At 71.3% G+C, this 11,928-nt stretch carries 13 protein-coding genes; 8 read left to right on the top strand and 5 right to left on the bottom strand.

Annotated elements, in window-relative coordinates; all coding sequences use genetic code 11:
* From ROTAS13_RS11265 to ROTAS13_RS11255, 3 genes are all read right to left on the bottom strand, one after another.
* A partial coding sequence (locus ROTAS13_RS11265; protein WP_216348634.1) for a hypothetical protein occupies window positions 1-460 on the bottom strand: 460 nt, incomplete at its 3' end.
* Window positions 461-545: 85 nt separating this feature from the next.
* Window positions 546-803, bottom strand: coding sequence for a hypothetical protein (locus ROTAS13_RS11260; protein WP_019459261.1), 258 nt, complete (start codon window positions 801-803; stop codon window positions 546-548).
* Window positions 804-933: 130 nt separating this feature from the next.
* The gene (locus tag ROTAS13_RS11255; protein ID WP_019459260.1) at window positions 934-1,764 is read right to left on the bottom strand and encodes an aldo/keto reductase; all 831 of its coding nucleotides are present in this window, start codon (window positions 1,762-1,764) and stop codon (window positions 934-936) included.
* Between the two features lie 321 nt (window positions 1,765-2,085).
* On the opposite strand from ROTAS13_RS11255, the gene ROTAS13_RS11250 reads away from it, so the two are divergent.
* The 5 genes from ROTAS13_RS11250 to ROTAS13_RS11230 all read left to right on the top strand — a co-directional run bounded on the left by ROTAS13_RS11250 (window position 2,086) and on the right by ROTAS13_RS11230 (window position 6,452).
* On the top strand, window positions 2,086-2,877 hold the full coding sequence (locus ROTAS13_RS11250; RefSeq protein WP_075822378.1) for a hypothetical protein: 792 nt from the start codon (window positions 2,086-2,088) through the stop codon (window positions 2,875-2,877).
* 61 nt (window positions 2,878-2,938) lie between these two features.
* On the top strand, window positions 2,939-3,430 hold the full coding sequence (locus ROTAS13_RS11245; protein ID WP_019459258.1) for an Lrp/AsnC family transcriptional regulator: 492 nt from the start codon (window positions 2,939-2,941) through the stop codon (window positions 3,428-3,430).
* A 320-nt stretch (window positions 3,431-3,750) separates the two neighbouring features.
* Window positions 3,751-4,269 (top strand): cysteine dioxygenase family protein, encoded by a 519-nt coding sequence (locus ROTAS13_RS11240; RefSeq protein WP_075822377.1) that lies wholly within the window; start codon window positions 3,751-3,753, stop codon window positions 4,267-4,269.
* A gap of 235 nt (window positions 4,270-4,504) precedes the next feature.
* A complete protein-coding gene (gene metK / locus ROTAS13_RS11235; protein WP_019459256.1) occupies window positions 4,505-5,692 on the top strand; it encodes a methionine adenosyltransferase in 1,188 nt (395 codons plus the stop codon).
* Window position 5,693: 1 nt separating this feature from the next.
* Window positions 5,694-6,452, top strand: coding sequence for a tRNA (guanosine(46)-N(7))-methyltransferase TrmB (locus ROTAS13_RS11230; RefSeq protein WP_369923582.1), 759 nt, complete (start codon window positions 5,694-5,696; stop codon window positions 6,450-6,452).
* 367 nt (window positions 6,453-6,819) lie between these two features.
* Here the strand turns inward: ROTAS13_RS11230 and hppD are convergent, their stop codons facing one another.
* Window positions 6,820-7,941 (bottom strand): 4-hydroxyphenylpyruvate dioxygenase, encoded by a 1,122-nt coding sequence (gene hppD, locus ROTAS13_RS11225; protein WP_075822375.1) that lies wholly within the window; start codon window positions 7,939-7,941, stop codon window positions 6,820-6,822.
* A gap of 116 nt (window positions 7,942-8,057) precedes the next feature.
* Between hppD and ROTAS13_RS11220 the strand changes: the two genes are divergently transcribed.
* On the top strand, window positions 8,058-8,540 hold the full coding sequence (locus ROTAS13_RS11220) for an Lrp/AsnC family transcriptional regulator (protein ID WP_075822374.1): 483 nt from the start codon (window positions 8,058-8,060) through the stop codon (window positions 8,538-8,540).
* 27 nt (window positions 8,541-8,567) lie between these two features.
* On the opposite strand, the gene ROTAS13_RS11215 is transcribed toward ROTAS13_RS11220, so the two are convergent.
* The gene (locus ROTAS13_RS11215) at window positions 8,568-9,470 is read right to left on the bottom strand and encodes a LysR family transcriptional regulator (protein WP_019462941.1); all 903 of its coding nucleotides are present in this window, start codon (window positions 9,468-9,470) and stop codon (window positions 8,568-8,570) included.
* Window positions 9,471-9,780: 310 nt separating this feature from the next.
* On the opposite strand from ROTAS13_RS11215, the gene hutI reads away from it, so the two are divergent.
* Together hutI and hutF are read left to right on the top strand one after the other, a co-directional pair.
* Entirely contained in the window at window positions 9,781-11,031 is a 1,251-nt protein-coding gene (gene hutI, locus ROTAS13_RS11210) for an imidazolonepropionase (protein WP_075822373.1), read from the top strand.
* On the top strand, window positions 11,031-11,928 hold an 898-nt coding region (hutF, locus tag ROTAS13_RS11205; protein ID WP_075822372.1), incomplete at its 3' end, for a formimidoylglutamate deiminase. The genes hutI and hutF, both read left to right, overlap by 1 nt.

Here is an 11,928-nt window from a genome sequence, read left to right as displayed (position 1 = left end):
GCGCCAGCAGCAGCCCCGCCGCATCCGCCGCCGACAGCGCGAGGGCCAGCAGCGCCGGGCCGATCGGGGACAGGGCGCGCCGCAGCGCATCCGGCTCCTCCGGATCAGGGCCGGAGGCGGCGGCCAGCAGCCCCAGCAGCATCAGGAACCAGCCCGACAGCCCGTCCGGCCGCAGCAGGACCACGCCACCCGGCAGCACCGGCAGCGCCAACGCCGGGGAAGGCGGCCCCCAGAGCGCCATCGCCCCGGCCGCCATGAGGGCGAGCCCGGCCGGCAGGCACAGGATGGGTGCCGCCCGGGACAGAAGCACGGCGGGCGAGGTGGGAGGGGCCACGGTGCGGGATGCCCGGCCCGGCGGCAGCGGTCCCGGCACCGGGCCGGCCGCCACGCCACGCGGCAGCGCCCCCGCCAGGGCGGCGAGCCCGGACAGGGCCAGGAAGGCGAGCAGCAGGATGGTCACGGCGCCGGACGATAGCAGCCGGGCTTCGCGCGACCAGGGGCCGGCGCCGGGAGAATCCCGTGGCGGCGGAAGCCCCGCCCCTGCGTCAGGCCGTGGCGAACATCACGTTCAGGCGAAAGCGTTCCGCCACCCCGGGCGGCATGGCGACGCGGCCGTGGTAGCGCGCGTGGTGGAGATCCTCGGGCGAAAGCACGGAGAAGCCGTCGCGCCAGCCATGGCGGTCCACCGCATCCGGCCAGTCCTCCCCCCGCCACATCAGGGGGCGGAGGCCGTCGCCATCCTCCACCCAGTGCCAGCCGCTTTCCTCGGGGTCGTCGGGGATGCCGTTCCAAGTCTCGCTCATCGACCAACTCCTCAACCGGACAAACCATATCGTTTGCGAGATAATGCCGCCTTTCTAGACGAAATCACGGCCGTGTGCGCGATTTTTTCCAGACCCGTCCTCCGGTGCCCGGTCTTCCCGGTGCAGCGGGTCAAAGCATCTCCAGGGCCTGCTTGCGCTGCGGCGGCGGGAAGACACGATCCAGCGCCCGCAGATCCGCCTCCTCCAGCACGATCTCGGCGGCGCCAGCATTGTGCCGCAGGTGCGCCGGGTCGGCGGATTTCGGGATGGCCACCACGCCGGGCTGACGCAGCACCCAGGCCAGCGCGATCTGCGCCGGCAGCCGCCCGTGGCGCTCCGCCACCTCCCGCAGCACCGGATGGCGCAGCAGCCGCCCGCCCTGGCCCAGCGGGGAATAGGCCATCACCGGCATCTGCCGCTCGCCACAGAAGGGCAGGAGGTCGAATTCCACGCCCCGGGCATCGAGGTTGTAGAGGACTTGGTCCGTGGCGCAGTCCGCCAGCGCGCCGCCCAGCTCCCCCAGGTCGGCCACGTCGAGGTTGCTGACGCCCCAGCGGCGGATCTTGCCGGCCTCGCGCAGCCGCCCGAGGGCCTCCACCGTCTCGGCCAGGGGCACGCCGCCGCGCCAGTGCAGCAGGTAGAGGTCGAGGCTCTCCACCCCCAGGCGCCGCAGGCTGGCCTCGCAGGCCGCGGCCATGCGGGCGCGGGAGGCGTTGTGGGGATAGACTTTGCTGACCAGGAAGACCTCGTCGCGGCGCCCGGCGATGGCTTCCCCCACCACCTGCTCGGCGCCGCCCTCCGCATACATCTCCGCCGTGTCGATCAGCGTCATGCCGAGATCGAGGCCGAGGCGCAGCGCCCGGGCCTCGGCTCCGCGATCCGCGCCGCGCTCCCCCAGGTGCCAGGTTCCCTGGCCGAGCACCGGGACCTCCGTCCCGTCCGCGAGCCGCAGTTGCCGCATGCGCTTCTCCTTTGCTTCGGGTCCCATGCCGGCTCCGTCGTGCTCCGCGCCCACCAAGAAGGCGAAGCGGGAGGCCGGGCCTGGACGCCCCGGCCGGACATGCTGTCGGATATGCCTTCCGCCCCCTGTCGGGCCCGATGCACCGGCCGATGGCCGACAGGAAGGCTAAGGCCCGCAAGGCACTAGAGCGGATCGGCACCCGGTGAAAACTCGCAAACCCGTGAGGCGGGATGGCCATTCCCCGGCGCCTCCCCGGCAACTCGCATCCGCCGGCGGCATGCCACTCCCATCGGTGGGCGGGAGCTTCTAGATAATATCGTGATGCGCCCATCCGCCCAGCCTTCCGCCCACCCCGCGCCCAGCGCCGGATTCGCCACGCGGATCGCCCACCGCGCATGGGCAGGGGCCGGACTGCCCGCCGCCCGCCGGCTTACGCCCCTCGCGCTCCTGCTCCTCCCCTTCCTGGTGGCCGCGCTCCCGCCCGGCGAGGCCCGGGCGCAGTCCTCCGCGCCGCAGGCCCAGCCCCCCCAGACCCACGCCCAGCCCCGGCCGGAGCCGGGCGCGGAGGAGATCGGCTCCTGGATCCTCACCTGCGCCGCCGACCGCATGACGGACCAGACGAGCTGCCGCCTGCTGAACCGGCGGCCGGCGGTTCCGGCCTCGGCCGGGCAGGCCGCCCTGACGCTGGAGGTGGTGCGGCGCAATGGCAGGCTGGTGCCGGCCGTCACCGCGCGGGACCTGACGATCGAGGGGATCGGACGCGGCCTTCTCGCCTTCACCGGCACGGCGCAGCTACGCTTCCCGCCGAACCGCTTCTTCGAGATGCCCTGTGGGCTGGAAGGCCGCTCCGTGGTCTGCGCGCCAAAGGCGGAGGACGTGGAGCGGGCGGCCACCGAGCTGCCGGCGGCGGAACGCGCCCTGGTGCGGATCGTCGGGCTGGTGCCGGAGGAATCGGAATCGACCGAGCCCACGGAGCTGCGCCTGTCGCGCACTGGCGAGGCCCTGGCCCGCTTCCGCGCCCGCGCGCCGGAAGGGCCAGGCACGGCCGAGGCCTCCCCCGGCTTCGACCTGCGGGAGATGCTGGGCCGGCTGATGCGCTTCCTGAACCCCTGACACGCCTTCCCGCCGCGAGTCCCGACGTGTCGCCTCAGCCCCAGCCCAGGAAACCCCGCCGATGACCTCTCGCGACCGGGTGGTGCTGGATGCCTTCGACAAGCGCATCCTGGCCGCGCTGCAGGCCGACGCCACCCTGCCCGTGGCCAAGGTGGCGGAGATGGCGGGCCTTTCCCCCACCCCCTGCTGGCGGCGCATCCAGAAGCTCGAACAGGCAGGGGTGATCCGGAAGCGGGTGGCGCTGCTCGACCGGCGGAAGCTGAATGTCGGCGTCACGGTCTTCATCGCCATCCGCACCAGCCAGCACAACGCCGCCTGGCTGGAACGCTTCCGCCGCGCCCTGGCGGACATCCCGGAGATCGTGGATTTCTACCGGATGAGCGGCGAGATCGACTACCTGATCCGCGCCGTGGTGCCGGATATCGAAGCCTATGACGGCGTGTACAAGCGGCTGATCTCCGCCGTGGACCTCACCGACGTCACCTCCATGTTCGCCATGGAGGAGCTGAAATCCACCACCGAGGTGCCGCTGGACTACGCGGCCGAGGCCTGAGCCGCCCAGCGGGGGAATGGTGGCCCTGGGAGCAGGGACGCAGGCGTGCTTTGTCGCCAGTGGCGAAGGCCGGGCGAAAGAAAATTCTTATGCGGACGTGATTTCCGGGGTTATTTTCACTGGAAACGCGTATGGAACGGTTTTTTCGACCCATAATTCCCGGAACAGGGGAAGATTTTTCCAGGGAAACCCGCTTTTCGGGGAATCTTGGCAAAAATCCTCCCGCCCGCTGCGCCTAGACTCGCCCCACGCCATTCCGCGCCACCGGTTCCAGCCGGCGGCCACGGAACCGGCCCCGTGCCGAGCAGGACCGCCACCGCATGTTCATCGCCCAGACACGCACCGCCCTGGACCGCCTCCTGGCCGAGATCGCACTGGCCGCACGGGCGCCGCTGGCATCGCGCCACGCCGCAGTGGCGGAGGTGCTGGGCGAGGCGATGGCCGACCCGCAGCTCCTGCTGGGCCGGCACCTCCCGGGGCGGGCCGAGGGCTATACCCGCCACCTGCTGCAGGCCGATCCGGCGGGAGAATACGCCGTCGTGGCGCTGATCTGGCGCCCCGGGCAGATGAGCCCGGTACATGCCCACCGCACCTGGTGCGCGCTCGGCATCCATGGCGGCGTGCTGACCGAGAGCTTCTACGCGCTGGAGGAAGGCGGAGACCCCGTCCCGGCGGCGGCCTTCCTGCGCCGTCCCGGCGAGACCAGCCATGGCCCCGCCGACCCGAAGCTGGTGCACCGCCTGGCCAATCTCGGCTGCCGCAACGCCCTCTCCATCCATGTCTATGGCGTGTCCTTCGACCGCTTCGGCGATGGAGTGAACCTCGTCTACGCGCATTGATGCGTCGCAGCGAAAATCGTCCTTTTTTATGGACAACATAAGAATTTAACGACAATTTGCGCCCGTGGCCCGGCCCCAGCCGAGCGGCTGCCGGGAATTTGACGCGCATCCGACGCAGGACTGTCCGTCAAGCTTTCGGTTGACCCCTCCTGGGGTGGCTGCGAAACACACCCGCCCGCCGGTGACCCGGGGTGGCGCCGTGCAACCAATCGCGACAAGAGGACGAATCCACGCCATGCGCGACAAGGGCGAATACCTTTTTACCTCCGAATCCGTTTCGGAAGGCCATCCCGACAAGGTCGCGGACCGTATCAGCGACACCGTGCTGGACGCCTATCTGACGGCCGATCCCTATTCCCGCGTGGCCTGCGAGACCCTGGTCACCACGAACCGCATCATCCTGGCCGGCGAGACCCGTGGCCCCGGCAGCGTGACGGCCGAGTACCTGATGCACCTCGCCCGCCTCGCGGTGCAGGACATCGGCTATGACCAGGAAGGCTTCTCCTGGCGCAACGCGCATGTCGAGTGCCACCTGCACGCCCAGTCCGCGCACATCGCGCAGGGCGTGGACGCCTCCGGCAACAAGGACGAGGGCGCCGGCGACCAGGGCATCATGTTCGGCTATGCCTGCACCGAGACGCCCGACCTGATGCCGGCGCCGCTGTACTACGCGCACCTCATCCTGCGCCGGATCAGCGAGCTGCGCCGCAACAACGACAAGTCGGTCGCCGGCCTGCTGCCGGACGCCAAGTCCCAGGTCACGCTGCGCTATGTCGACGGCAAGCCGGTCGGCGTCACCTCCGTGGTGGTCTCCACCCAGCACGAGGAAGGGCTGACGCAGGAGCAGGTCCGCGCGCTGGTGGCCCCGATCGTGGCCTCCTCGCTCCCCGCCGGCTGGACCGTGCCGGAGGACGAGCTCTACGTGAACCCGACCGGCACCTTCGTGATCGGCGGCCCGGACGGCGACTGCGGCCTGACCGGCCGCAAGATCATCGTGGACACCTATGGCGGCGCGGCCCCGCATGGCGGTGGTGCCTTCTCGGGCAAGGACCCGACCAAGGTGGACCGCTCGGCGGCCTATGCCTGCCGCTACCTGGCCAAGAACGTCGTCGCCGCCGGCCTGGCCGACAAGTGCACGATCCAGGTCTCCTACGCCATCGGCGTGAGCAAGCCGCTCTCGGTCTATTTCGACCTGCACGGCACCGGCCGTGACATCGACGAGGCGAAGCTGGCCAAGGTCGTGAACGAGATGGTGAACCTCACCCCGCGCGGGATCCGGGAGCACTTGCAGCTCAACCGGGCGATCTACGTGCCGACCTCGGCCTATGGCCATTTCGGCCGCACCCCGGACGAGGACAAGGGCACCTTCACCTGGGAGCGCACCGACATCGCCAACGACCTCAAGCGCGCCTTCGGTCGCTGAGGTGACAGCCCCGGTCCTGGAGGACGGGGTCACGGACCCCGCCCCCGGGGCCGTGGACCCGCATGACCCGCCCGTCGAGGGTGTCCCCAACCGGCTCTATGGCCGGCGCCGGGGCCACCCGCTGCGGGCGCGGCAGGAACGGCTGCTGCAACTCGCGGCGCCGCGCCTTTCCGCCGATCCCGCCGGCATCGCCGATCCGGGCGCGCTCTTCGCGTCCCGGCCGGACGAGGTCTGGGTCGAGGTCGGTTTCGGCGGCGGCGAGCATGCCGAGGCCCTGGCCCGCGCCAACCCGCGGGCGGGGCTGATCGCCTCCGAGGTCTTCGAGAACGGCATCTGCGCCCTGCTGTCCCGGCTGGTGCCGGAAGGTGGGGAGGAGACGGCGCCCGGCCTGCCCAACCTCCGTCTCTGGACGCGCGACGCGCGCCACCTCCTGGCCGGCCTGCCGGAAGGAGCGCTGTCCCGCCTCTACCTGATGTTCCCCGATCCCTGGCCGAAGTCCCGCCACGCCAAGCGGCGCTTCGTCCACCCCGCCATGCTGCCCCTGGTGGCCCGCGTGCTGCGCCCCGGCGGCGAATGGCGCATGGCGAGCGACCACCCGGTCTACCAGGCCTGGGTCGAGGAGGTTTTCGCGGCACAGGACCTGTTCGAGCCCGTGCTCGATGTCCGGGAACGCCCCGCCGACTGGCCCGGCACGCGCTACGAGGCCAAGGCACACCGCGAAGGCCGCCAGCCGCGCTACTGGATCTGGCGCCGGCGATAGGCTGTTCCGGCGTCGCGCTGTCCCGGGGGGAAGGCTCCGCCTTCGCCCCCGGACCCCCTATCCGCCAGGACCCTGAGGGTCCTGGACCTCCCCTTCGCTGGTTCTCCGCTGCCGGCCGGATCACGCCGGAGAGCATGGCTCTCCGGCGGACTGCCAGTGCCACCAGAGCGGACAAGGTGTCTTTCTTTTCGGGAGTCCCAGGTTGCCGCCTGCTCCCCGGAATCGACGCGAAGACTGACGGCAACCACCGGCGCCAATGAAAGCCCGGGATCCGGGGACCGGCTTCGGTCCCCGGCGGAGAGGGGGTCCGGCGGGAGAGGCGGCGCCTCTCCCCCGGCGGCCAGCCATGAAGCGCAACGCGAAAGGTTCAGGCCGCCGCGTTGGCCTTGGAAAGCACGCCGCGGCGGAGCTGGTCCTCCTCGATGCTCTCGAACAGGGCGCGGAAATTGCCTTCGCCGAAGCCGTCATCGCCCTTGCGTTCGATGAACTCGAAGAAGACCGGGCCGATCACGTTGCCGGAGAAGATCTGCAGCAGCAGCCGCGCCTTGCGGTCCTCCACCACGCCCTCGCCGTCCACCAGGATGCCGTTGGCCTTCAGCCGGGCAAGGTCCTCGCCATGGCCCGGCAGGCGGGCGTCCACTTTCTCGTAATAGGTGGCGGGCGGCGCCGGCATGAAGCTCAGCCCGGCCTCGCGCAGGCCCTCGATCGTGCCGTAGATGTCGTTGCAGCCGCAGGCAATGTGCTGGATGCCCTCACCCTTGTACTCCCGCAGGTATTCCTCGATCTGGCTCTCGTCGTCGGCGCTCTCGTTCAGCGGGATGCGGATACGCCCGTCGGGGCTGGTCAGGGCGCGGGAGAAGAGGCCGGTGTACTCGCCCTTGATGTCGAAGTAGCGGATCTGCCGGAAGTTGAAGAGCTTGCTGTAGAACTCGTACCAGACATCCATCCGGCCGCGATGGACGTTGTGCGTCAGGTGGTCGATGTAGAAGAGCCCGGCGCCCTTCGGAAAGGGTTCGCGCTCGCCGGTCCATTCGAATTCGGCGTCATAGGCCGAGCCATTCTCGCCGTACTGGTCGATGAAGTAGAGCAGGGACCCGCCGATGCCCTTGATCGCCGGGATGTCGATGGTCCTGCCGCCATCGGCGGGATCGGCCGGCTCGGCGCCCAGTTCCAGCGCGCGCCTGTAGGCATACTGCACGTCCACCACGCGGAAGGCCATCGACGGCACGCTGGGGCCGTGGCGTTCCGCGAAGCGCGCGGCATGGCTGCCCGGCTCCTCGGTCAGCAGGTAGTTGATGTCGCCCTGGCGGTAGAGGGTGCTGCGCTTCGTGCGGTGCCGCGCCACGGCGGTGAAGCCCATCTGGCGGAACAGGGCGTGCAGCTTCTCCGGCTCCGGATGCGCGTATTCGACGAAGCCGAAGCCGTCCGTGCCCATGGGGTTGTGCGCGCCGATCTCGGCACGCGGGGCGTCATGCGGGAAAGGTCCCATTCGTGGATGTCCTCCGTTATGACGCACAGCCTGCCGCAGGCAACGCGCAAGCTGCTTGCGAAACCGTACCGCGTCCCCTTTACCGGCGCACGATCCAGGCATGATGATCCTCATCCATGCACGAATCACCCGCCCTGGACGCCCTAGACCTCCGCCTGCTGCGGGCCTTGCAGGAGGATGCCCGGCTGACCAACCAGCAGATCGGGGAGCGCATCGGCCTGTCCGCCTCGCAATGCTCGCGCCGGCGGGCGGCGCTGGAGGCTGCCGGGCTGATCCGCGGCTACCATGCGGAACTGGATGCGGAGCGGCTGGGGCTGCACCTGCTGGTCTTCATCCAGGTCACGCTGGCCAGCCACAGCGGCGACAATGCCCGCCGCTTCCGCGACCTCGTCTCGCGGCTGGAGGAGGTGCAGGAAGCCTATGCCATGACCGGCGACGCCGACTACCTGATCAAGGCGGTGGTGCCGGACCTCAAGGGCCTGTCGGTGCTGGTGAACGACGTGCTGCTGCCGCACGAGAGCGTGGCGCGGGTCCGCTCCTCCATCGTGCTCGACCGGCTCAAGGCCTCCGGCAGCCTGCCCCTCGGCCGGCGGGGCTGAGCGGGCCACGGGCGGCGCCGGATCGCCTCATGGCCAGCCGGCGCGGAGCCGCTCGTCCAGGAAATCCAGGAAGAGCCGCAGCCGGGGCGTGACCAGGCGCCCATGCGCATGCACCGCCTGCAAGGGCGGCTCGGGAATGTGCCAGTCGGGCAGCACGATCTCCAGCCTTCCCAGCCGCACCTCCGGCCCGGCATCCCAGTCCGGCTTCACCACCAGCCCGGCTCCGGCCAGCGCCAGGGCCAGCGCGACCTCGCCATGGCTGGTGCTGGCCGGGCCGGCGACCTGCACCGGAGCCTCCTCGCCCGACCGCGAGCGGAAGCACCATTGGTCCTGGGGGGCGTCGCCGGACAGGATACAGTCGTGCTGCTCCAGCTCCCGCGGATGGGACGGCCGGCCCCGGCGCGCCAGATAGGCAGGAGCACCGCAGACGACACCGTGGCTGGGGGCGAGCGGATGCACCAGGAGCTGCGAGTCGGGCATGGCGCCGGAGCGGATGGCCAGGTCGAAGCCGCCGCCGATCAGGTCCACCATCGTATCCGTGGCGGTGAGGTGGATGCGCATTGCCGGGTGCAGGCACAGGAATTCCGCGATCAGCGGCGCCAGGACGCGCTGCCCGAAGGCGACGGCGGAGGTGACGCGCAACTGCCCGATCACCTCGCCCCGGCGCAGCGCCAGCGCGGCCTCCATCTCCTCGATCTGGGCCAGGATCCGCCGGCAATGGGCCTGGAAGTCGCGTCCGTCCTCGGTAAGGGCGAGATGCCGCGTGGTGCGGCTCACCAACCGCATACCGAGGCGCTGCTCCAGCCGCGCCAGCCGCTTGCTGACGACCGGCAGCGACATGCCGAGCTCGCGGGCCGCCGCGGTCAGGCTGCCCACCTCGGCAACGCGGGAGAAGACCGTGATATCGACGAGATTCTCGGCGATGCGCATGACGGTCTTTCCTCTCCCTGGGACGGACCCGCAAGGGGCGGGCTGGCGTTTTCGCCCCGTAACGATGTGGTGGCCGCATGGTCGTCCGCCATGTGTCCCTCCTTTGACACACAGGCTCCCCCGGCAAAGGCTGGGCGGCACCGGTGGGCCGGAAATGCTCTACCGTCCCCCTCGCCCGGCCCCACCCCGCAATGGGGGACCGGGAAACGGAGGGGAGGCTTCCGGCCCCCGGGGCGTGCCGCCGGCCCGCGTGGGCGGCGCGGCGGGCATGGGAGACCGGGCGATGTCCCCGGGGAAAGGACAGGATGCGATGGCCGAAGGGCACCGTTTCGACCGCGTGTGGCTGCGGGGCAGGCTGCTGACCATGGCGCCGGAAGGAAGCTCCGCGGCGGCCCATGGGGAGGCCGCCATCCTGGCGGGCTGCGGCGTGGTGGAGCGGGGCGCCGTCGCCAGCCGGGACGGGCGGATCGCTTTCGCGGGGCCGGAGGATGGGCTCCCCGCCGGCTGGGAAGCCGGGGAGGTCCTGCGCCTGGAGGGCCGCTGGGTCACGCCGGGGCTGGTGGATTGCCACACCCATCTGGTCCATGGCGGCGATCGCGCGGCGGAGTTCGAGGCACGGCTGGCCGGCGCCACCTATGCCGAGATCGCCCGTGCCGGGGGCGGCATCCTGTCCACCGTGCGCGCCACGCGGGCGGCGGACGAGGACGCGCTGGTGGCAAGCGCCCTGCCCCGGCTCGACCGCCTGATCGCCGAGGGCGTGACCACGGTGGAGGTGAAGTCCGGCTACGGGCTGGACACGGAGACCGAGCTGCGGATGCTGCGTGCCGCGCGGCGGCTGGGCGAGGCGCGCGATATCGGCGTGGCCACCAGCTTCCTCGGCGCCCATGCCGTGCCGCCGGGCATGACGGCGGAGGACTACACCGCGCTGGTCTGCGACGCGATGCTGCCCGCCGTGGCGGCGGCCGGGCTGGCCGATGCGGTGGACGTCTTCCACGAGAGCATCGCCTTTTCCGCCGCGCCGACCGGGCAGGTCTTCGCCGCCGCGCGGGCCCACGGCCTGCCGGTGAAGCTGCATGCCGACCAGCTGGAGAATGGCGGCGGCGCGGCGCTCGCGGCGCGCTGGGGGGCACTCTCGGCGGACCACCTGGAATGCGCCGACGAGGCGGGCGCCGCCGCCCTGGCCCGTGCGGGGACGGTGGCGGTGCTGCTGCCCGGGGCCGCCTATACGCTGCGCGAGACCAGCCGCCCGCCGGTCGAGGCGCTGCGGCGGCATGGCGCGCACATCGCCGTGGCGACGGACTGCAACCCGGGCAGCTCGCCGCTCACCTCGATCCTGCTGGCGATGAACATGGCGGCGGTGCTGTTCCGCCTGACCGTGCCGGAATGCCTGGCCGGGGTGACGCGCGAGGCGGCGCGGGCGCTGGGCCTGCTGGACCGGATCGGCACGCTGGAGACGGGCAAGCGCTGCGACCTCGCCATCTGGGATATCGAGCGGCCGGCGGAGCTGGTCTATCGCCTCGGCTTCAATCCCCTGCACAGCCGCGTGCGCGGAGGACGGTGATGCGCTTCCTGGCCGAAACCGCGCTGCTGGACGGCGAGATCCGACGCGACGTCGCCATCATCCTGGACGATGCGGGGCGCATCGCCGGCGTGGCGGCGGACAGCGACGCGGCCGAAGGCGACGAGCGCCTGCGGGGCCTCGTCGTGCCGGGAATGCCCAACCTGCATTCCCATGCCTTCCAGCGCGCCATGGCGGGGCTGGCCGAGCGCGCCGGGCCGGAGGGCGACAATTTCTGGCGTTGGCGCGAAGTGATGTACCGCTTCCTGGCCGTGCTGACGCCGGAGGATGTCGAAGCCATCGCGGCCCAGCTCTACGCGGAATGCCTGCGCCAGGGCTACACCGCCGTGGCCGAGTTCCACTACCTGCACAACGCGCCGGACGGCACGCCCTATGCCGATCCGGCGGAGATGGCCCGGCGCATCGCCGCCGGGGCCGAGGCGGCGGGAATCGGCCTCACCCTGCTGCCGGTGCTATACCGCCACAGCCAGTTCGGCGGCGCGGAAGCGGCACCGGGGCAGCGCCGCTTCGTCCTGCCGGTGGAAACCTGGGCGGGGATCTGCCGGGAGGCCGCATCCTGGCCCGGGGTGCGGACCGGCGTGGCGCCGCATTCCCTGCGCGCCGTGATGCCGGAGGAACTCTCCGCCAGCATCGCCCTGGCGGCGGAGCTGGGCCCGGACACGCCCATCCACATCCATGTCGCGGAGCAGGTGAAGGAGGTCGAGGACTGCCTCGCCTGGAGCGGTCAGCGCCCGGTGCAATGGCTGCTCGGCCACGCGCCGGTGGATGCGCGCTGGTGCCTGATCCACGCCACGCATTCCGACGCCGCGGAAACCCTGGCCCTGGCACGGAGCGGCGCCGTGGCCGGCCTCTGCCCCACCACCGAGGCCAATCTCGGCG

It is taken from the genome of Roseomonas sp. TAS13 (assembly GCF_001950415.1).
In the GTDB taxonomy this organism is placed as follows: domain Bacteria; phylum Pseudomonadota; class Alphaproteobacteria; order Acetobacterales; family Acetobacteraceae; genus Roseomonas; species Roseomonas mucosa.
The sequence above is the reverse complement of the archived record's forward strand: the minus strand, read 5'-3'. Positions and strand labels throughout refer to the sequence as shown.